Annotated in this window: 19 protein-coding genes; 14 read left to right on the forward strand and 5 right to left on the reverse strand. The window is 65.8% G+C overall.

Annotated elements, in window-relative coordinates:
* Window positions 1-27 precede the first annotated feature (27 nt).
* Both VN11_RS09165 and ykgO read right to left on the reverse strand, forming a co-directional pair.
* Window positions 28-327 carry a hypothetical protein gene (locus VN11_RS09165; protein WP_404830627.1) on the reverse strand — a complete coding sequence of 100 codons (300 nt, stop codon included), beginning with the start codon at window positions 325-327 and terminating at the stop codon, window positions 28-30.
* 176 nt (window positions 328-503) lie between these two features.
* Complete coding sequence (gene ykgO / locus VN11_RS09170; protein WP_005409283.1) at window positions 504-629, reverse strand: type B 50S ribosomal protein L36; 126 nt, start codon at window positions 627-629, stop codon at window positions 504-506.
* A 197-nt stretch (window positions 630-826) separates the two neighbouring features.
* On the opposite strand from ykgO, the gene cmk reads away from it, so the two are divergent.
* The 8 genes from cmk to galU all read left to right on the forward strand — a co-directional run bounded on the left by cmk (window position 827) and on the right by galU (window position 9,117).
* Entirely contained in the window at window positions 827-1,504 is a 678-nt protein-coding gene (gene cmk / locus VN11_RS09175; RefSeq protein WP_008265652.1) for a (d)CMP kinase, read from the forward strand.
* A 198-nt stretch (window positions 1,505-1,702) separates the two neighbouring features.
* The gene (gene rpsA / locus VN11_RS09180; RefSeq protein ID WP_005416230.1) at window positions 1,703-3,388 is read left to right on the forward strand and encodes a 30S ribosomal protein S1; all 1,686 of its coding nucleotides are present in this window, start codon (window positions 1,703-1,705) and stop codon (window positions 3,386-3,388) included.
* Window positions 3,389-3,476: 88 nt separating this feature from the next.
* Entirely contained in the window at window positions 3,477-3,782 is a 306-nt protein-coding gene (locus tag VN11_RS09185) for an integration host factor subunit beta (protein WP_005409286.1), read from the forward strand.
* Between the two features lie 77 nt (window positions 3,783-3,859).
* Window positions 3,860-4,144 (forward strand): LapA family protein, encoded by a 285-nt coding sequence (locus VN11_RS09190; RefSeq protein ID WP_006430981.1) that lies wholly within the window; start codon window positions 3,860-3,862, stop codon window positions 4,142-4,144.
* Window positions 4,145-4,150: 6 nt separating this feature from the next.
* The gene (lapB, locus tag VN11_RS09195; protein ID WP_006430997.1) at window positions 4,151-5,329 is read left to right on the forward strand and encodes a lipopolysaccharide assembly protein LapB; all 1,179 of its coding nucleotides are present in this window, start codon (window positions 4,151-4,153) and stop codon (window positions 5,327-5,329) included.
* A 3-nt stretch (window positions 5,330-5,332) separates the two neighbouring features.
* A complete protein-coding gene (locus VN11_RS09200) occupies window positions 5,333-6,322 on the forward strand; it encodes an MraY family glycosyltransferase (RefSeq protein ID WP_053449517.1) in 990 nt (329 codons plus the stop codon).
* A gap of 3 nt (window positions 6,323-6,325) precedes the next feature.
* Window positions 6,326-8,239: a polysaccharide biosynthesis protein gene (locus VN11_RS09205; protein ID WP_053449518.1), complete on the forward strand. Its 1,914-nt coding sequence runs from the start codon at window positions 6,326-6,328 to the stop codon at window positions 8,237-8,239.
* A complete protein-coding gene (galU, locus tag VN11_RS09210; RefSeq protein WP_053449519.1) occupies window positions 8,236-9,117 on the forward strand; it encodes a UTP--glucose-1-phosphate uridylyltransferase GalU in 882 nt (293 codons plus the stop codon). Before VN11_RS09205 ends, galU begins: the two co-directional genes overlap by 4 nt.
* Before the next feature lie 560 nt (window positions 9,118-9,677).
* Here the strand turns inward: galU and VN11_RS09215 are convergent.
* The 3 genes from VN11_RS09215 to VN11_RS09225 form a co-directional block, all read right to left on the reverse strand.
* Window positions 9,678-10,886, reverse strand: coding sequence for an acetyl-CoA C-acyltransferase (locus VN11_RS09215; protein WP_006431022.1), 1,209 nt, complete (start codon window positions 10,884-10,886; stop codon window positions 9,678-9,680).
* 69 nt (window positions 10,887-10,955) lie between these two features.
* Entirely contained in the window at window positions 10,956-13,328 is a 2,373-nt protein-coding gene (locus VN11_RS09220; RefSeq protein ID WP_053449520.1) for a 3-hydroxyacyl-CoA dehydrogenase/enoyl-CoA hydratase family protein, read from the reverse strand.
* A 53-nt stretch (window positions 13,329-13,381) separates the two neighbouring features.
* Window positions 13,382-14,035: a TetR/AcrR family transcriptional regulator gene (locus tag VN11_RS09225; RefSeq protein WP_006431024.1), complete on the reverse strand. Its 654-nt coding sequence runs from the start codon at window positions 14,033-14,035 to the stop codon at window positions 13,382-13,384.
* Between the two features lie 325 nt (window positions 14,036-14,360).
* On the opposite strand from VN11_RS09225, the gene ndk reads away from it, so the two are divergent.
* The 6 genes from ndk to bamB all read left to right on the forward strand — a co-directional run bounded on the left by ndk (window position 14,361) and on the right by bamB (window position 19,577).
* A complete protein-coding gene (ndk, locus tag VN11_RS09230) occupies window positions 14,361-14,786 on the forward strand; it encodes a nucleoside-diphosphate kinase (protein WP_008265389.1) in 426 nt (141 codons plus the stop codon).
* A gap of 10 nt (window positions 14,787-14,796) precedes the next feature.
* Complete coding sequence (gene rlmN, locus VN11_RS09235; protein ID WP_005409296.1) at window positions 14,797-16,002, forward strand: 23S rRNA (adenine(2503)-C(2))-methyltransferase RlmN; 1,206 nt, start codon at window positions 14,797-14,799, stop codon at window positions 16,000-16,002.
* Entirely contained in the window at window positions 15,989-16,774 is a 786-nt protein-coding gene (pilW, locus tag VN11_RS09240; protein ID WP_053449521.1) for a type IV pilus biogenesis/stability protein PilW, read from the forward strand. Before rlmN ends, pilW begins: the two co-directional genes overlap by 14 nt.
* An 18-nt stretch (window positions 16,775-16,792) precedes the next feature.
* Complete coding sequence (locus tag VN11_RS09245) at window positions 16,793-17,665, forward strand: RodZ domain-containing protein (RefSeq protein WP_053449522.1); 873 nt, start codon at window positions 16,793-16,795, stop codon at window positions 17,663-17,665.
* 65 nt (window positions 17,666-17,730) lie between these two features.
* Window positions 17,731-18,369: a YfgM family protein gene (locus VN11_RS09250; protein ID WP_053449523.1), complete on the forward strand. Its 639-nt coding sequence runs from the start codon at window positions 17,731-17,733 to the stop codon at window positions 18,367-18,369.
* Window positions 18,369-19,577 carry an outer membrane protein assembly factor BamB gene (bamB, locus tag VN11_RS09255; RefSeq protein WP_053449524.1) on the forward strand — a complete coding sequence of 403 codons (1,209 nt, stop codon included), beginning with the start codon at window positions 18,369-18,371 and terminating at the stop codon, window positions 19,575-19,577. Before VN11_RS09250 ends, bamB begins: the two co-directional genes overlap by 1 nt.
* The last annotated feature ends 11 nt before the right edge of the window (window positions 19,578-19,588 follow it).

Consider the following 19,588-nt stretch of genomic DNA (forward strand, 5'->3'; position numbering starts at 1 on the left):
CAGGCCCGCCCACGGCGGGTAAAGGGATCAACGGATCGGCGGTTTCGGGCCGACTTCGTTCGGGTCCGCCTGGTTGGCCACCACGTCGATCACCTTCTGCTTCTCGAAGTAGACGGTGAACTGCGGGTAGACCCAGCGGTTGATGGTCGGCCATTGCCGCTTCTGCCCGCCGCGCGGCTGCAGCTGTTCGCTCGGCGCGCCGAACTGTGCCTGCACCTGCTGCATGCTCTGGCCGCGCACGGGCAGGGCACCGGCCGGCTTCTCGCGGGCACGGTCGACAAGCAGGGTATCGGCCAGCGCCGGAGTGGCGGCAGCCAGGGTGGCCATCACGGCCAGGGCGGACAGGTAACGCTTCATCTCGATCTACTCCCCAGTGGTCAAGAACGGCGATTACAGCAAAATCGGCAGGAAAAAGCCGCATAAAACAAAAAACCGCCCGAAGGCGGTTTCTTGCATCGGGTCGGCCCCGCGTAGGGCCAGCCGCAGCCGGAAGGCTGTGAGGCTTAGCGCTGACGCGCCTTGAAACGCGGGTTCGACTTGCAGATGACGAAGATCTTGCCACGACGACGCACGACCTTGCAGTCACGGTGACGGGCCTTCGCCGACTTCAGGGAGGACAGGACTTTCATGGCATACCTCGGCGTAAACAGTAGTTGTTCGGGTGGAGCGTGGCCGCGATATGCGAAAGACAATCGGCAGTTGACGCTCGTTCAAGCCCGCCATTCTACCGGGCTTTTCCTCATGGTTTCAAGTGGTTGCACAAAAGATCCCGCTGGGGGCGTCGGGCAGGGGCTAGAATGACCCCTTCGAACGCTCTGGGAACCCCATGAATCCACTCGCTCCCGTCCTGACCATCGACGGCCCTTCCGGGGCTGGCAAGGGTACCATCAGCCGCATCATCGCGCGCCGGATGGGCTGGCATTACCTGGATTCGGGCGCGCTGTACCGGGCGGTGGGCGTGGCTGCGAGCTGGGCCGACATCGATACCTCCGACGCGTCGGCCCTGGTGCGCTGCACCTTCGATACCCACGTTCAGTTTGTTGAACAGGGCGAGTCGATGCGGGTCATGGTGAACGGTACCGATGCCACCGACGAGCTGCGCCTGGAGACCACCGGGGCGCTGGCCTCGGCCATCGCGGCCATTCCCGAGGTGCGGGCTGCGCTGAAAGAGCGCCAGCGCGCATTCAGGGAGCTGCCCGGCCTGGTCGCCGACGGCCGCGACATGGGCACGGTGATCTTCCCGGACGCCTCCTACAAGGTCTTCCTGACCGCCAGTGCCGAGGAGCGCGCCGAGCGCCGGCATAAGCAGTTGAAAGACAAGGGGGTTTCTGTTAACTTTGATGACCTCCTGCGCGAGATCATGGCCCGCGACGCCCGTGATGCTCAGCGTACCGTGGCGCCCCTGAAGCCGGCAGACGATGCCGTCCTCATCGACACCACAGGCATCGGCATCGCAGATGTCGTTGCCAGAGTGATGGATCTGCTTCCGGTTCCGGCTGCCTGATCCGTTCGCGCGGGAGCACTGCCAGCAGCATCGGTGGTGGTCGCGCATAGCAGTGCTGTACCAGCTCCGTCGCGCAATGATGCGTGGCGGTTTTCCTACTACACACGACCTGCGTTTCCGGGGTCGACCAACAGGCGGGCGGTCGCCATTCCCCTGAAGGGGACGCCACCGACCCATGTGTCCAACAGAGTAAATCTAATGACCGAATCATTTGCCGAACTGTTTGAAGCCAGCCAGGCCAACCTGGCCAAGCTGAAGCCGGGCGCCATCGTCAGCGGTACCGTTGTTGAAGTCCGCGGCGACGTCGTGGTGATCAACGCTGGCCTGAAGTCCGAAGGCATCGTGCCGATCGAACAGTTCCGTAACGACGCTGGCGAAATCGACGTCGCCGAAGGCGACATCGTCAAGGTCGCCCTCGACTCGATCGAGAACGGCTTCGGCGAAACCGTCCTGTCGCGCGAGAAGGCCAAGCGCGCGATGGTGTGGGACGAGCTGGAAGAAGCGTTGGAAAAGAACGAAACCATCACCGGCCGCATCAGCGGCAAGGTCAAGGGTGGTTTCACCGTGGACATCAAGGATGTCCGCGCCTTCCTGCCGGGTTCCCTGGTCGATGTGCGCCCGGTGCGCGATCCGGCCTACCTGGAAGGCAAGGAACTCGAGTTCAAGCTCATCAAGCTGGACCGCAAGCGTAACAACGTCGTGGTCTCGCGCCGCGCTGTCGTCGAAAGCGAGCACTCGGAAGAGCGCGAGCAGCTGATGGACAAGCTGCAGGAAGGCGCGATCCTGAAGGGTGTCGTCAAGAACCTGACCGACTACGGCGCGTTCGTGGACCTGGGCGGTATCGACGGCCTGCTGCACATCACCGACATGGCGTGGAAGCGCGTGCGTCACCCGTCGGAAGTCGTGAACGTCGGCGACGAGCTGGACGTCCGCGTGCTGAAGTTCGACCGCGAGCGCAACCGCGTTTCGCTGGGCCTGAAGCAGCTGGGCGAGGATCCGTGGGACAACATCGGTCGTCGTTACCCGGCCAACAGCCGCGTCTTCGGCAAGGTCTCCAACGTCACCGATTACGGCGCGTTCGTCGAGATCGAGCCGGGCGTCGAAGGCCTGGTGCACGTCTCCGAGATGGATTGGACCAACAAGAACGTCAACCCGTCCAAGGTTGTGCAGGTCGGTGACGAAGTTGAAGTCATGGTCCTGGACGTCGACGAAGAGCGTCGCCGTATCTCGCTGGGCATGAAGCAGGTTGCCGCCAATCCGTGGGAAACCTTCGCTGCCACCCACAAGAAGGGTGACAAGGTGTCGGGCCAGATCAAGTCGATCACCGACTTCGGCATCTTCATCGGCCTGGACGGCGGCATCGACGGCCTGGTCCACCTGTCCGACATCAGCTGGAACACCACCGGCGAAGACGTCGTTCGCAACTTCAAGAAGGGCGATACCCTGGACGCCGTCGTCCTGGCTGTCGATCCGGAGCGCGAGCGCATCTCCCTGGGCGTGAAGCAGCTGGAGCAGGATCCGTTCGGCCAGTACATGGCTGCCAATCCGAAGGGCTCCAAGGTCGAAGGCGTGGTGAAGGAAGTCGACGCCAAGGGCGCGATCATCGAGCTGGCTGACGGCATCGAAGGTTACGTCTCGGCACGCGACATCGCCAACGAGCGCGTTGACGACGCCACCCAGCACCTGAAGGTCGGCGACAAGGTCGAAGCCAAGTTCGTGGGCATGGACCGCAAGGGCCGTACCCTGCAGCTGTCGATCAAGGCCAAGGACGACGCGGAAATGCGCGAAGTGCTGGAGGAATACCAGTCCTCTTCGGCTTCCAGCGGCACCACCCAGCTGGGCGCGCTGCTGCGTGCACAGCTGAACGGCAACAAGTCCGAGTAATCGGCCTTACGCTGTACGTTGTTTCCTGGACGGCCCGGGCGTTTGCCCGGGCCGTTTCAGGCTGAGATGCCCCTGATGTGAGCCGGTGATGACCAAATCCGAACTGATCGAAATCCTTGCGCGCCGCCAGGCGCACCTGAAGGCCGATGATGTCGATCTGGCGGTGAAGTCGTTGCTGGAAATGATGGGCGGTTCGCTGTCCGCCGGGGATCGCATCGAAATTCGTGGTTTCGGCAGCTTCTCGCTGCACTATCGTCCGCCGCGCCTGGGTCGCAACCCGAAGACCGGCGAATCGGTTGCCCTGCCGGGCAAGCATGTTCCCCATTTCAAGCCGGGCAAGGAACTGCGCGAGCGGGTCAGCAGTGTGCTGCCGCTGGACGCTGATCCGGCCTGAGCCTCCCGTCGCGCCACCGCGTGCGAATCAAGCCGCGAGTCGGATAAGCTACGGACTCCTGCCACTGGAGCTCTCGCATGAAGGTTTTTCGTCTGCTGGTCCTGCTGGCGGTCCTGATCCTTGGGCTGATCATCGGTGCGGTCAACATGACCGCGATGTCGATCAACCTGCTTTTCACCCAGTTGCATACTTCGGTAGGCGTGGCGCTGATCGCTGCACTGCTGGTGGGTGTCATCGTCGGTGCCGGTCTGGTGCTGGTAAGCGTGGTCATTCCGCTCTACAGCCAGCTGCGCCGTGCCAACAAGTCCGGGGCGGCGACGCCGGCCGCGGGTGTTTCCTCCCAATCTTTTGACGGACGCTGATCGAAGATGGAATTCGTCACCGAGTGGCTGTGGTTTTTCCTGTTCGTCCCGTTGGCTGCAGTAGCGGGATGGGTGATCGGTCGGCGCGGCGGGCAGCGTCACGGTGACAGCCAGGTCAGCCGCCTGTCGAGCACCTACTTCCGGGGCCTGAACTACCTGCTCAACGAGCAGCCGGACAAGGCCATCGAGCTGTTCCTGCATATCGCCGAGCTGGACAAGGAAACCTTCGAGACCCAGGTCGCGCTCGGCCACCTGTTCCGCCGCCGCGGCGAAGTCGACCGGGCCATCCGCCTGCACCAGGGCCTGGTCAACCGCCACGATCTGAGTGATGCGCAGCGCGTGCAGGCCCTGCTGGCGCTGGGCGAGGACTACATGAAGTCCGGCCTGCTGGACCGTGCCGAGACCGTGTTCACCGAACTTGCGCAGCTGGACCAGCGCGCCCCGCAGGCGCTCAAGCACCTGATCGGCATCTACCAGGCCGAGCGCGACTGGGAAAAGGCGATCGACAACGCGACCCGTTTCGAGGACGTGACCGGCGAGCCGATGGGCAAGCTGATCGGTCAGTTCGAGTGCGAGCTGGCCGAGCGCTTCCGTGGCGCCGGCAAGCTGGAAGAGGCGAGGGCAGCGATCGCCCGTGCCTACCAGGCCGATGCGATGTCGGTGCGCGCGGGCATCATCGAGGGTCGCCTGGAGACCGATGCCGGCAACGCCGAAGCCGCGGTGCGCGCGTTCGAGCGCGCGGCCCGTAACGATCCGGAGTACCTGCCCGAGCTGCTGCCGGCGCTGATGGCGAACTATCGCAAGGTCGGTGACCTCGCGGGCGCGCGTGCCTTCCTGTCGGAAATGACCGAGCACTATCGCGGCATCGCCCCGGTACTGGCGTTGACCCGGCTGATGGAAGAGCAGGAAGGCGTGGCACCGGCCCGTGCCTACCTGGGGCGCCAGCTGAAGGATCGCCCGTCGGTGCGTGGCGAGTCCGCACTGATCGACCTGACCCTGGCCGAGGGTGCCGACTCCACCGCCACCCTGCACGACCTCAAGCACATCACCGATCAGTTGCTAGTGCGCAACCCGGCCTACCGCTGCACCCGCTGCGGTTTCGGTGCGCGGACGCATCACTGGCAGTGCCCGAGCTGCAAGGAGTGGGGGACGGTCAAGCCGCTGCTGAACTACGCGGTGCTCTGATCCATGCCGTGGTTCGTGATGGGGGCGCTGCTGGGGCTGGCCCTGCTGAGCGCGGCCCTGACCTGGGCCGCCCGCGGTTACGCCGTGCGCCGGCAGTTGCTGGACCAGCCCGGCGAGCGCCGCAGCCATAGCGTGGCGACACCGCGCGGCGGTGGTATCGCCATTGTTATCAGCCTGCTGGTTACGGCGGGCGTGGCCATGGTGGCCTGGCCGGACGCCGCGCCAAGCCTGCTGGTCGCCAGCCTTGGCCTGGTCCTGGTGGCCGGCATCGGCTGGTGGGACGACCACAGGCCCCTGCCTGCCCTGCGCCGCCTGCTGGTGCATTTCATTGCGGCAGCGCTGCTGGCCATGCTGGTCAAGGCCAACGGTGGCAGCTGGCTGCTGGCCGGGCTGGTGCTGCTGTTCACCGCCTCGCTGATCAACATCTGGAACTTCATGGATGGGATCAACGGCATTGCCGCCAGCCAGGCGATTGTTGTCGCATTGGGACTGGCGCCGCTTCTGCCCTGGCCCTATTCGCTTGCGGCCCTGGCATTGGGCCTAGCCTGCCTGGGCTTCCTGCCGTTCAATTTTCCGCAGGCGCGGATCTTCATGGGTGATGTCGGAAGTGGCGCGTTGGGCTATGCGGTGGCGGCCGTGCTGGCCATCGCCAGCGTGCGCACGGACATCAACTGGCTCCTGCTGCTGGTGCCAGCCTCGGCTTTCCTTGTGGACGCAGGCTTCACACTGCTGGCGCGCATCATTTCCGGACAACGCTGGATGGAACCCCATACCCAGCATGTCTACCAACGCGCGGTGCAGGCAGGAGCCAGCCACGCCCGGGTGACAGGGATGTACTTTGCTTTGGGCCTGTTCAGTATTACAGTGACTGTTGTCTGCTCCAAATTGCAGCCGAGGTGGGAGGCTGTCGTGGCGATCGCGTGGTTCAGTGCGCTGAGCGTCCTCTGGCTCCTCCTGCGCAATGGATTGCGCCATCGACAAGGAAATACCTGACTTATGGCTTCACCTTGGCGGGACAGAATCCTCGGCCTGATGCCGCGTTCGGCCATCGTCTGCCACGACCTGTTCATGGTCTGGGCATGTTGGCAGCTGCTCCACGCAGGGCGCTACTCGATCCTGCCCAACGCGCCCGAGCTTCCCCTCTGGAACATCGACACCACACTGGTACTGCTGCTGCAGGGCCTGGTGTTCTGGCGCGTCGGCCTCTACCGCGGACTGTGGCGGTTTGCCAGCGTCAGCGACCTGCTGAACATCTTCAAGGCCAGCTTCATCGGCATGGTCGCGATCGTGCTGGTGCTGATGTGGAAGCGCTTCGATGGCGTGCCGATGTCGGTGCTGGTGATCTATCCGTTCGCGCTGTCGGCCCTGCTGGGCGCGCCACGCCTGCTGTACCGGGCCTGGAAGGACTACCAGGCGCTGCAGTCCGATTCCAGCGCACGTCGCGTGCTGATCCTCGGCGCGGGCCAGGCGGCTGAGACGCTGGTGCGTGACCTGCGGCGCTCGGGCAACTTCGAGCCGGTCGGCCTGCTCGACGACGCCCCCCATCTGCGCGGGGCCAAGCTGCAGGGCCTGCCTATCCTTGGCACCCTGGACGACGCGCCCACCGTGGTCCGCGAGACCGCGGCCAAGCTGCTGGTGATTGCCATGCCCTCGCTGGATGCCGCCGGCATGCAGCGGATCGTGGCCATCTGTGAAAGCACGGGCGTGCCGTTCCGCACCGTGCCCAAGCTCAGCGACATCCTGCAGGGCCAGTCGCTTCCCGGGCAGCTGAAGGAAGTGGCGATCGAAGATCTGCTCGGCCGCAAGCCGATCATGCCGGACTGGAACCTGATCCGTGGCTGGTTGGGTGGACGTACGGTGATGGTGACCGGGGCCGGTGGCTCGATCGGCTCGGAACTGTGCCGCCAGTGCGCGCGCCATGGTGCTGGCCGCATCATCCTGCTGGAGATCAGCGAGTTGTTGCTGCTGACCATCGAGGACGAACTGCGCCGCAGTTTCCCGGATGTCGAGATCGAAGCCGTGCTGGGTGACTGTGGTGACCCGGCCGTGATCCGCCACGCACTGTCGCTGCATCCGGTGGATACGGCGTTCCATGCGGCGGCCTACAAGCATGTGCCGGTGCTGGAGCGCCAGCTGCGTGAAGCGGTGCGCAACAACATCCTGGCGACCGAGAACGTGGCCCGGGCCTGCCTGGAGGCGCGCGTCGAGCATTTCGTCTTCATCTCCACCGACAAGGCGGTGGACCCGGTCAATGCGCTGGGTGCCAGCAAGCGCTACGCCGAGATGATCTGCCAGAGCCTGGACCAGAAGTCCACGCACACCCGTTTCGTCACCGTGCGTTTCGGCAATGTGCTGGCCTCGGCCGGCAGCGTGGTGCCGCTGTTCCGCGAGCAGATCCTGCGCGGTGGGCCGGTGACCGTTACCGATCCGGAAGTCAGCCGCTACTTCATGACCATCCCGGAGGCCTGCCAGCTGATCCTGCAGGCGGCCGCGTCGGCATCGCACGGTGCGATCTATACCCTCGACATGGGCGAGCCGGTGCCGATCCGCGTGCTGGCCGAACAGATGATCCGCCTGGCCGGCAAGCAGCCGTACAAGGACATTCCGATCATCTATACCGGCCTGCGCCCGGGCGAGAAGCTGCACGAGACGCTGTTCTATTCGGACGAGGACTATCGTTCAACCGCGCACCCGAAGATTCTCGAGGCCGGCGTGCGCACGTTCTCGCGCGATCTGGTGCTGGGCAATGTCCCGCGCCTGCGAGAGGCGATTGCCAGCTACGACACTGCCAGCATCCAGGAGATCCTGTTTGCGACCATGCCGGAGTTTTCGCCAATCGCACAGGATGCTTACATTTCATCCGCTAAAGTCCTGCCCTTTCCGGCACGTGAGGCCAACAGGTACCAATGAGCAAGCGAATCCGCAAAGCGGTTTTCCCGGTGGCAGGGCTGGGGACGCGTTTTCTGCCAGCAACCAAGACCGTGCCGAAGGAGATGCTGCCGATCATTGATCGGCCGCTGATCCAGTACGCCGTGGATGAAGCCATCGAGGCCGGCTGCGATACGTTGGTGTTCATCACCAACCGCTACAAGCATGCAGTTGCCGACTATTTCGACAAGGCCTACGAGCTGGAACAGAAGCTCGAGCGCGCCGGCAAGCAGGAGCAGCTGGAGCTGATCCGCCACGTTCTTCCGGAGGGCGTGCGTGCGATCTTCGTGACGCAGGCCGAAGCACTGGGCCTGGGGCATGCGGTGCTCTGCGCCAAAGCCGTGATCGGTGACGAGCCGTTCGCCGTGCTGCTGCCGGACGACCTGATCTGGAACCGCGGTGCGGGTGCGCTCAAGCAGATGGCCGATCTCAACGAGGCCAGTGGTGCCAGCGTGATCGCCGTTGAAGACGTGCCGCACGAAAAGACCGCCAGCTACGGCATCGTGGCCACCGAGGCCTTTGATGGCCGCAAGGGTCGCATTTCGGAGATCGTGGAGAAGCCAAAGCCGGAGGACGCGCCGAGCGACCTGGCGGTGGTGGGCCGTTATGTGCTGAGCCCGAAGATTTTCGAGTTGCTGGAACAGACCGGCAGCGGTGCCGGTGGTGAGATCCAGCTGACCGATGCGATCGCGCAGCTGCTGAAAACCGAAGAGGTCGATGCCTATCGATTCGAGGGCACCCGCTTCGATTGCGGTACGCACCTGGGGCTGGTGGAGGCGACGATCCGGTTCGCGCTGGATAACCCGAAGCTGGCTGGCCCGGCGCGCGAGAAGCTGGCGGCGATGCTGGCGGAGGAGTAAGGGTTTTATCAAGCGCTCCGTGCAGCGCCTTGATTGATACGTGATGGGCGGGACGGGTGGGCCTTTGCAGGACACGCCGTAAACCCGTCCATGGGGGCTCGATGGCGCCATCCATGGCGCCAACGGTCCTGCAAAGACCCACCCGTCCCGCCTGTCAGATTTCCAGTGGGCGCGGACGGGAAGGGCGGAATCAAGTGCAAGAGCAAAAGCAAAAAAGGCAGCCATAGGCTGCCTTTTTTTGCTTGCTGGGGTCAGAGCCCTTTGCTGCGCAAAGGGCTCTGACCCCAGCTCTTGATCCTGCCTTTGCTCACCCCTCCGCCGCAGGGAGGCTGGAAGGGCCGGGTCGGCAGGGCTGCCCGGGACCGTTGGCGCCATGGATGGCGCCATCGAGCCCCCATGGGTGAGGGCGCTTTGCTTGCGAAGCACTGCTTCGCAAGCGCCCGAACGCACAGCCGCCAGCGGCTGGGCCGGACCCCGGAGGGGGGGGGGCACGGCGTGTCCCGGGCAGCCCTGCCGACCCGGCCCACGCCATGAAGCCCAACGAGGCAGCGCCTTGAACCTTACAGCGCCTCGAAAATACCCGCCGCGCCCATGCCGGTGCCGATGCACATCGTCACCATGCCGTACTTCTGCTGGCGACGACGCAAGCCGTGCAGCAGGGTCGCGGTACGGATCGCGCCGGTTGCACCCAGCGGGTGGCCCAGGGCGATCGCGCCGCCCAGCGGGTTGACCTTGCTCGGGTCCAGGCCGCAGTCGCGGATCACCGCCAGCGACTGCGCGGCGAAGGCTTCGTTGAGCTCGATCCAGTCCAGCTGGTCCTGGGTCAGGCCGGCCTGCTTCAGTGCCTTCGGGATCGCGGCGATCGGGCCGATGCCCATCACTTCCGGACGCACGCCGGCCACCGAGAAGCTGACGAAACGCGCCAGCGGGGTCAGGCCGTAATCCTTGATCGCCTGTTCCGAGGCCAGCAGCACGGCGCCGGCGCCATCGCTCATCTGCGAGGAGTTGCCGGCAGTGACGGTGCCGCCGAACTGGCCGTTGCGGAACACCGGGCGCAGCTTGGCCAGGCCTTCGGCCGAGGAATCCGGACGCGGGCCTTCATCGGTGTCGGCCACCTTGTTGCGGGTGATGATGCGCTGGCCATCGGCCAGGTCCGGCAGGTGCGAGACGATCTCGTACGGGCTGATCTCGTCCTTGAAGTCACCGTTCTGGATCGCGGCCATGGCCTTCTGGTGCGAGGCGAGGGCGAACGCATCCTGGTCTTCGCGCGAGACCTTCCATTCCTCGGCCACCTTCTCGGCGGTGATGCCCATGCCGTAGGCGATGGCGACGTGGTCGTTGTCGAACACGCTCGGTGCCATCGCGATCTTGTTGCCCATCATCGGCACCATCGACATCGATTCGGTGCCACCGGCCAGCATCAGGTCGGCGTTGCCCAGGCGGATCGCGTCGGCGGCCTGCGCCACGGCCTGCAGGCCGGAGGAGCAGAAGCGGTTCACGGTCTGCGCGGCGATGGTGTTGGGCAGGCCGGCCAGCAGCACGCCGATGCGCGCCACGTTCATGCCCTGCTCGGCTTCCGGCATGGCGCAGCCGATGATCGCGTCATCGATGCGGTTGACGTCCACGCCCGGTGCCTGTGCGACAACGCTGCGCAGAACGTGCGCAAGCATGTCGTCGGGGCGGGTGTTGCGGAACATGCCCTTGGGCGCCTTGCCAACCGGGGTACGGGTGGCGGCGACGATGTAGGCGTCCTGGATTTGCTTGGTCATTGCAGTGATCTCTTGAATAGGGGTTGGAAGAGGTTGCCGGCCAGCGGCCGGCACTACCGATGTCTTCCGTCAGTTCCGCAGCGGCTTGCCGGTCTTCAGCATGTGCGCGATGCGGGCCTGGGTCTTTTCCTGCTGGGCCAGTTCGACGAAGTGCTTGCGCTCCAGGGTCAGCAGCCACTCTTCGTCGACCAGGGTGCCGCGGTCGACCTTGCCGCCGCACAGGACGGTGGCGATGCGCTCGGCGATCTCGTAGTCGTACGGGCTGATGAAACGGCCTTCCAGCATGTTGACCAGCATCATCTTGAAGGTGGCGATACCCACGTCACCGGCCACCTGGATGCGGCGTGCCGGCAGCGGCGGACGGTAGCCCGCTTCGGCCAGCGCACGGGCTTCGGCCTTGGCGATGTGCAGCGCCTCGTAGCTGTTGAACACCACCTTGTCGGTGCTGCGCAGCAGGCCCAGTTCCTTGGCGTTGACCGCCGAGTTGGACACCTTGGCCATCGCCACGGTCTCGAAGGTCTTCTTCAGTTCGGCGAACACGTCACCGCCAGGGCCGGCGGCCTGCGAGGCGCGCACGGCCAGTTCCTTCAGGCCACCGCCGGCCGGCAGCAGGCCCACGCCGGCCTCGACCAGGCCGATGTAGCTTTCCAGGAAGGCCACGGTCTTGGCGCTGTGCATCTGGAACTCGCAGCCGCCACCCAGGGCCAGGCCGCGCACGGCAGCCACCACCGGCACCAGCGAGTACTTGATGCGCTGGCTGGTGCGCTGGAAGTTGGCGACCATCTCTTCGAACTGGTCGACCTTGCCGGCCTGCAGCAGGCCGAGGGCACCGGCCAGGTCGGCACCGGCGGAGAAGGGTTCCTTCTGCTGCCAGATCACCAGGCCCTGGAAGTCCTTCTCGGCGCGGCTGACGCATTCCTGCAGGCCGTCCAGCACCTGGTCGGACACGGTGTTCATCTTGGTCTTGAAGCTGACCACGGCGATGCCGTCGCCGTCATGCCACATGCGCAGGCCGTCGTTCTCGAACACGGTCTCGCCCGGCGCGAACGTCTCGCCCAGCAACGGATCGGGGAAGCGCTGGCGCTGGTACACCGGCAGCGACGAACGCGGCAGCTTGGCGTTGCGTGACGGGCTGTAGCTGCCCTCGGCGGCATGCACGCCGTCGCGGCCGTCGAACACCCAGTCCGGCAGCGGGGCGTTGCTCATGCTCTTGCCGGCGACGATGTCATCGGCGATCCACTGCGCGACCTGCTTCCAGCCAGCGGCCTGCCAGGTTTCGAACGGGCCCAGCGACCAGCCGTAGCCCCAGCGGATGGCCAGGTCGACGTCACGCGCGGTCTCGGCGATGTCGGCCAGGTGGTAGGCGCTGTAGTGGAACAGGTCGCGGAAGGTCGCCCACAGGAACTGCGCCTGCGGGTGCTGGCTCTCGCGCAGCTTGGCGAACTTCTCGGCCGGGTTCCTGATCTTCAGGATCTCGACCACTTCCGGTGCAGCGGCGCGGTCGGCCGGGCGGTAGTCCTGCTTCTCCAGGTCCAGCACCACGATGTCCTTGCCGACCTTGCGGAAGATGCCGGCGCCGGTCTTCTGGCCCAGCGCGCCCTTGGCGATCAGTGCGTCCAGCCACTTCGGCGACTTGAAGAACGCGTGCCACGGGTCGTTGGGCAGGGTGTCGCCCATGGTCTTGATGACGTGGGCCATGGTGTCCAGGCCGACCACGTCGGAGGTGCGGTAGGTAGCCGACTTCGGGCGGCCGACCAGCGGGCCGGTCAGGCCGTCCACTTCATCGAAGCCCAGGCCGAACTGCTGGGTGTGGTGGATGGTGGACAGGATCGAGAACACGCCAATGCGGTTGCCGATGAAGTTCGGGGTGTCCTTGGCGTACACCACGCCCTTGCCCAGGGTGGTGACCAGGAATTCTTCCAGGCCTTCCAGCACGGCGGCGTCGGTGGTGGTGGCCGGGATCAGCTCGGCCAGGTGCATGTAGCGCGGCGGGTTGAAGAAGTGCACGCCGCAGAAGCGGTGGCGCAGCTGCTCGGGCAGCACGTCGGCCAGCTTGTTGATGCCCAGGCCCGAGGTGTTGGAAGCCAGCACGGCGTGGTCGGCCACGAACGGGGCGATCTTCTTGTACAGGTCCTGCTTCCAGTCCATGCGCTCGGCGATGGCCTCGATGATCAGGTCGCAGTCCTTCAGCTGCTCCAGGCCGGACTCGTAGTTGGCCGGGGTGATCGCCTCGGCCAGCGACTTGCTGGCCAGCGGCGCCGGGCTCAGCTTGCCCAGATTGGCGATCGCCTTCAGCACGATGCCGTCGGCCGGACCTTCCTTGGCGGGCAGGTCGAACAGCACGGTGTCGACGCCAGCGTTGGTGAGGTGGGCGGCGATCTGGGCACCCATGACGCCGGCACCCAGCACGGCGGCGCGGCGGACTAGCAGGGAATTGGACATGGTGTAGGGCCTTTGTTGGTCAGCAGTTACTGGGTGGGTCACACCCGGTGGAATCACGGGGAAGCGGGCAGGGCGCTGGCGCGAGCGGCGGCGCGGAACCCGGCTTCGGCGAAATGGATCAGTTCGTGGGCGGCATGGGCACGATGCGCCGCTTCGGTGACACCGGCGGGACGCTTGATCAGCCCGAAGTCGGCCATGGCATAGGTGAGCGAGCCGGCCAGGAAGTCCAGGCGCCAGTACAGCTCTTCCTTGCTCAGGTCGGGCGCGCATTCGGCAATCGCCTTGCCGAACGCACGCAGCACGTGGCCGTAGTGGTCGGACAGGAACTTGCGCAGGTTGTCGTTCTTCTCGGCGTAGGCGCGCGCGATCACGCGCACGAAGGCACCGCCGTTCTGGCGGTCCTGGGCCAGCGCCAGCGCCGGCTCGACGAAGGCGGCCAGCACCGGGCGCAGCTGCCCGGGATGTTCGCTGCGGGCGCGCTCGAGCTGCGCCAGGCGGGCACCGGTCATCTCGTCCATGCGGCGGCGGAACACCTCGTTGACCAGGTTTTCCTTGGAGCCGAAGTGGTAATTGACCGCTGCGATGTTGACGTCGGCCTGGCTGGTCACCTGGCGCAGCGAGGTGCCGGCGAAGCCGTGCTGGGCAAACAGCTCCTCGGCGGCACCGAGGATGCGGTCCTTGGTCGAGAAGTGGGCGGGTTTGGCCATCGGCGGGCGGACCTTAATCAAACGATTGTTTGATACTAGGACCAGACGGTAGCGTATGGCATTTTGCAGTGCAGCAAAAATGCCCGGGGCGGTCAGAATCCGCTCAGGTGGGTGAATGGGCGCAAAGGGTAGTGCCGGCCGCTGGCCGGCAACCGTAGGCAGCCCGGCGGGCGCCAGCCTGCCGGCCGGCGGCCGGCACTACCACGCCAGCGCTTTATCTTTTACAATTCGCCTACGTTTATCAGGCTAAGCCCGCGTCCCGACGCGGGTTTTTTTCATGTTACCCTTCGGGCCATCAGCGGCCCGATTCCATTGGAGACATCCCATGGCGCTGGAGCGCACCCTTTCGATCATCAAGCCGGACGCCGTTGCCAAGAACGTCATCGGCGAAATCTACGCCCGCTTCGAGAAGGCCGGCCTGAAGGTCGTGGCCGCCAAGTACAAGCAGCTGTCGCGCCGTGAAGCCGAAGGCTTCTACGCCGTGCACCGCGAGCGTCCGTTCTTCAACGCGCTGGTCGAGTTCATGATCTCCGGCCCGGTGATGATCCAGGCCCTGGAAGGCGAGAACGCCGTCCTGGCCCACCGCGACCTGCTGGGCGCCACCAACCCGAAGGAAGCCGCTGCGGGCACCATCCGCGCCGACTTCGCCGAATCCATCGATGCCAACGCCGCCCACGGCTCGGACTCGGTCGAGAATGCCGCGATTGAAATCGCCTACTTCTTCGCCGCCACCGAAGTCGTTTCGCGCTGAGAGTAATGCCGTGAACGAGGTCGTACAGTCCCCCGCCATCCAGCCGCTGCCGAAGTCGGCACCCACGGCTGGCAAGCAGAACCTGCTCGACCTCGATCGCGCGGGCCTGGAGAAGTTTTTCGTCGAGGTTCTCGGCGAGAAGAAGTTCCGTGCCCATCAGGTGATGAAGTGGATCCACCATCGCTACGTCACCGACTTCGATGAAATGACCGACCTCGGCAAGGTCCTGCGCGCCAAGCTGCAGGCCCATGCCGAGGTGCTGGTTCCGAACATCGTGTTCGACAAGCCCTCCGCCGACGGCACCCACAAGTGGCTGCTGGCGATGGGTGTGGATGGCAAGAACGCCATCGAGACCGTGTACATCCCCGACAAGACCCGCGGCACGCTGTGCGTGTCCTCGCAGGTCGGTTGCGGCCTGAACTGCACGTTCTGCTCCACCGCCACCCAGGGCTTCAACCGCAACCTGACCACCGCCGAGATCATCGGCCAGGTGTGGGTTGCCGCGCGCCACCTGGGCAACGTGCCGCACCAGATGCGCCGCCTCACCAACGTGGTGATGATGGGCATGGGCGAGCCGCTGATGAATTTCGACAACGTCGTGCGCGCCATGAGCGTGATGCGCGACGACCTGGGCTACGGCCTGGCCAACAAGCGCGTGACCCTGTCGACCTCTGGCCTGGTGCCGCAGATCGACCGCCTGTCCGCCGAGAGCGACGTGTCGCTGGCGGTGTCGCTGCATGCGCCCAACGATGCGCTGCGCGAGACCCTGGTGCCGCTCAACAAGAAGTACCCGATCGCCGAGCTGATGGCCTCGTGCGCACGCTACCTGCGCGCCAACAAGCGCCGCGAATCGGTCACCTTCGAATACACCCTGATGAAGGGCATCAACGACAAGCCCGAGCATGCCCGTGAATTGGCCCGCCTGATGCGCCAGTTCGACAACGCGGTGCAGGCCAAGGATTCGGGCAAGGTCAACCTGATTCCGTTCAACCCGTTCCCGGGCACCCGCTACGAGCGTTCGGAAGAAGCGCACATCCGTGCCTTCCAGAAGATCCTGCTCGACAGCAACGTGCTGACCATGGTGCGGCGCACCCGCGGCGACGACATCGACGCTGCCTGTGGCCAGCTCAAGGGCCAGGTGATGGACCGCACCCGCCGCCAGGCGGAGTTCAACAAGACGCTGCAGGCGGGGAAGGGGAGCGATGCCGCGGCCTGACCGCCTCTGGCTGGTTCTGTTCGCTGGCACGCTGGCCCTCGCGGTTGGCGGCTGCAAATCCCAACCCAAGGCCAAGCTGGGCCCCAGCCTGGCGCCGGTGTACTCGGTCCGCGATCCGGACAACGTCCGCCGCCAGGTGCGCTGGCAGGATCTGCTGGCGCTGGCTGCCCGCGACATGCAGGTCGGCAACCTCGATGCGGCCGAGCGCAAGGCCCGTGAGGCGCAGAAGCTGGCGCCGGAGGCCCCGGACGCGCTGGTGCTGCTGGCCGGCATCGATGAGCGCCGTGGCCGCACCCCGCAGGCTGGCGAGAGCTTCCGCAGGGCCGCCGAACTGGCGCCGCAGCGCGGCGACATCCTCAACAATTACGGTGCCTGGCTGTGCCAGCAGGGCCGGCCGGCCGAGTCGCTGGTCTGGTTCGACCGCGCGCTGCAGGCGCCGGGCTATGCCACGCCGGCCGAGGCACAGGCCAATGCGGGCGGCTGCGCACTGGATGCCGGCCAGTTCGAACGTGCCGAACGCGACCTTCGCGCGGCGCTGACGACACTGCCTGACAACCCGGTCGCACTCGAGGCGATGGCCCAGCTCAGCTTCCGCCAGGGCCGCTACATGGAGGCCCGGGCCTTCGCCGAACGTAGGATTGCGGCTGCACCCGCAACGCGTTCCGTGTTACAACTTGCGTCTCAAATCGAAGCGCGGCTGGGCGATCGGGCGGCATCTGATCGCTATCTCCAGCGGATTCGACAGGAATTTCCGCAGGAAGCGGGCTCCTAACTCCAGGGTTGATGCATTGTGATTGATGACCAGACTGTGAGCGCTCTCGAGACTGCGGCCGGCTGCGGCACCCGCCTGCGCCAGGCCCGCGAAGCGGCCGGACTGACCCTCGAGGATGTCGGTACGCGCCTGCGCATGCCGGTCCAGGTGGTCAAGTCGCTGGAAGAGGAACAATGGCAGAAGCTCGGCGCGCCGGTGTTCGTGCGTGGCCAGCTGCGCAGCTATGCGCGCCTGCTCAACGTGGATGTGAGCCAGCTGCTGGAGCAGGCCCAGGTCGGCCCGGTGGTCCCGCCCACCCTGGTCAGCCATACCCATACCCCGCGCGCGCGCCGCATTGCCGAGAACCTCGGCCGGCGCATGCTCTATGTCGGCATCACCGCGGTCCTGGCCGTGCCGGTGTGGTTTGCCACCCGTGGCCACTTCGACGGTAGCGCCACCCCGTCGCCGAACACCGCCTCGCTGGACGCGATCCCGGCTGCGGTGCCGGTGGCTCCGTCCGCCGCCGGCGTCGAGCCGGCCACCCCGGTTGACGTGGCGAGCGTCCCGGCCAGCAAGCCGGCCGCGACCCCGTACGTGGCCTCGCTGGCCCCGGTGCCGCGTTCGGCCCCGGCGCCGGCCGCCGCCGCCAACACGCTGGACATGCAGTTCAGCGGCGACAGCTGGGTCGATATCGGCGGCCCGGACGGTGCCACCGTCGAGAAGGCACTGATCAAGTCCGGCGAAAGCCGCAGCTTCACCCCGGGCCAGGTGACCCGGGTGACCCTGGGCAACGCCTCGGCGGTCCAGGTTCAGCAGAACGGCGCTATCGTCGATCTGACCCCCTACCAGCGAGCCAACGTGGCACGCTTTCAGGTATCCTCTGAAGGCTCCGTAGTCCCGGTTTCGCACTGAGGCGCGGTTTCACCACCTTCGATTAAACCCAATGGTCCCTCCCGATGGGCGGGGCGAGAGTACGCATGGCGATCGACGATCTGCTCGACGAGCACGAACAAAGTGAACGCGTCCGCAGCTGGCTGCGGAAGAATGGCGCCAGCATCCTTGGTGGCGTGGTCATCGCCATCGGTGCCATCGCCGGCTGGCAGTGGTACCAGAAGGATCAGGGCGGCAAGCTGGCCTCGGCCAATGTCGAGTACCAGAAGGCGCTGCTCGGCCTGCAGCAGAACAAGCTCGACGATGCCTCCAAGGCAGTGAAGGCGCTTGAAGCCGGCCCGTCCAGCATCTACGGCGACCTCGCGGCGCTGCAGCTGGCCAAGGCCCAGGTTGACGCCGGCAAGAACGAAGACGCGCTGGCCACCCTGCGCGGCGTGAAGGTCGAAGGTGACCTGCAGCGCGTGGTCGACCAGCGCGTGGCCCGCCTGCTGGTGGCCACCGGCAAGAGCGACGAGGCGATCAAGCTGCTGGGCAGCGCCGCCGACAGCAGCAGCCTGGAAATCCATGGCGATGCGCTGATGGCGCAGGGCAAGCGTGACGATGCCCGTGCACAGTACGAGAAGGCGCTGAAGTCGCTGGACGTGGCAGCGCCGCAGCGGCGCCTGCTGGAAACCAAGGTTATGGATGCCGGCGGCACGGTCGCCGCCCCTGCGGAGTCGGTTTGATGAGTCAGAAGGTCATGATCACCCGCGTCGCCACCGTGCTCCTGATGGGCATGGCCCTGACCGGCTGCAGCACCGTGAAGGGCTGGTTCGCCGGCAAGGACGCGGCAGCGAAGAAGGCCCAGGAGCCGGCTGAGCTGGTCAAGTTCGAACCGAGCGTCAAGGTCAACAAGGCCTGGTCGGTCAACCTCGGCAAGGGCGAGCGCCGCATCGGCGTGCGCCAGGGCCCGGCGGTGGCCAACGGCCACGTGTTCGCCGCGGCGATCACCGGTGGCGTGCACGCCATCGACCTGCAGACCGGCAAGAAGGTCTGGACCTGGGAGCCGCAGAAGGAAAAGAAGAAGCCGAAGCTGCGCCTGTCCGGCGGCCCGGGTGTCGGTGAGAACCTGGTCGTGATCGGCACGCTGGATGGCCAGGTCATCGCCCTGGACATCAACGACGGCAGCGAGAAGTGGCGCGCCCGTGTTCCGGGTGAAGTCATTGCCGCACCGGCCGTGGCCCAGGGCCTGGTGTTCGTGCGCAGCAACGATGGCCGCGTGACCGCCTTCGATGCCGGCAACGGCACCCAGAAGTGGTTCAACCCGAGCGAACTGCCGGCGCTGACCGTGCGCGGCAATGCGCCGGTGGTCACCGGCCCGGGCGTGCTGTTCATCGGCAAGGACGAGGGCGCGGTTGCGGCCCTGGCCCAGCAGGATGGCCGCACCCTGTGGGAACAGAACATCGGCAACGGCGAAGGCCGTACCGAGCTTGAGCGCATGGCCGACGTTGACGGTGCTCCGGTACTGGAGGGCAACACCCTCTACGTGAGCAGCTTCAAGAACCAGACCATGGCCATCGAAGGCCCGACCGGTCGCCCGCTGTGGGCGCGCGACCATGGCGGTGCCGGTGGCGTGGCGGTGTCGTCGGGCAATGTGTTCGTCACCGACAACAAGGGCGGCGTGTTCGGCCTGGACAAGGCAACCGGCGCGGCCATGTGGTCGCAGACCGAGCTGGCGCGTCGTTCGCTGACCGGCCCGGTGCTGCAGGGTGATTACGTGGTCGTCGGTGACTACAAGGGATACGTGCACTGGTTGAAGACCTCCGATGGTGCGATGGCGGCACGGGCGAAGAGCGGCGGTGACGCCCTGCTGGCCCAGCCGGTCGTCGCAGACGGGGTGCTGCTGGTGCAGAACGTTGATGGCAAGCTGACCGCCTTCCGGTTGGCAAATTAAAAATTGGAGTA

It is taken from the genome of Stenotrophomonas maltophilia (assembly GCF_001274595.1).
Classification (GTDB): domain Bacteria; phylum Pseudomonadota; class Gammaproteobacteria; order Xanthomonadales; family Xanthomonadaceae; genus Stenotrophomonas; species Stenotrophomonas forensis.

Coding starts and splice junctions, on each gene's coding strand:
- cmk (WP_008265652.1), top strand. CDS start 827: ATGAATCCACTCGCTCCCGTCCTGACCATCGACGGCCCTTCCGGGGCT.
- VN11_RS09185 (WP_005409286.1), top strand. CDS start 3,477: ATGACCAAATCCGAACTGATCGAAATCCTTGCGCGCCGCCAGGCGCAC.
- VN11_RS09225 (WP_006431024.1), bottom strand. CDS start 14,035: ATGGCCAAACCCGCCCACTTCTCGACCAAGGACCGCATCCTCGGTGCC.
- VN11_RS09215 (WP_006431022.1), bottom strand. CDS start 10,886: ATGACCAAGCAAATCCAGGACGCCTACATCGTCGCCGCCACCCGTACC.
- VN11_RS09205 (WP_053449518.1), top strand. CDS start 6,326: ATGGCTTCACCTTGGCGGGACAGAATCCTCGGCCTGATGCCGCGTTCG.
- VN11_RS09220 (WP_053449520.1), bottom strand. CDS start 13,328: ATGTCCAATTCCCTGCTAGTCCGCCGCGCCGCCGTGCTGGGTGCCGGC.
- lapB (WP_006430997.1), top strand. CDS start 4,151: ATGGAATTCGTCACCGAGTGGCTGTGGTTTTTCCTGTTCGTCCCGTTG.
- VN11_RS09190 (WP_006430981.1), top strand. CDS start 3,860: ATGAAGGTTTTTCGTCTGCTGGTCCTGCTGGCGGTCCTGATCCTTGGG.
- ykgO (WP_005409283.1), bottom strand. CDS start 629: ATGAAAGTCCTGTCCTCCCTGAAGTCGGCGAAGGCCCGTCACCGTGAC.
- ndk (WP_008265389.1), top strand. CDS start 14,361: ATGGCGCTGGAGCGCACCCTTTCGATCATCAAGCCGGACGCCGTTGCC.
- VN11_RS09250 (WP_053449523.1), top strand. CDS start 17,731: ATGGCGATCGACGATCTGCTCGACGAGCACGAACAAAGTGAACGCGTC.
- rpsA (WP_005416230.1), top strand. CDS start 1,703: ATGACCGAATCATTTGCCGAACTGTTTGAAGCCAGCCAGGCCAACCTG.
- VN11_RS09200 (WP_053449517.1), top strand. CDS start 5,333: ATGCCGTGGTTCGTGATGGGGGCGCTGCTGGGGCTGGCCCTGCTGAGC.
- bamB (WP_053449524.1), top strand. CDS start 18,369: ATGAGTCAGAAGGTCATGATCACCCGCGTCGCCACCGTGCTCCTGATG.
- pilW (WP_053449521.1), top strand. CDS start 15,989: ATGCCGCGGCCTGACCGCCTCTGGCTGGTTCTGTTCGCTGGCACGCTG.
- VN11_RS09165 (WP_404830627.1), bottom strand. CDS start 327: ATGGCCACCCTGGCTGCCGCCACTCCGGCGCTGGCCGATACCCTGCTT.
- galU (WP_053449519.1), top strand. CDS start 8,236: ATGAGCAAGCGAATCCGCAAAGCGGTTTTCCCGGTGGCAGGGCTGGGG.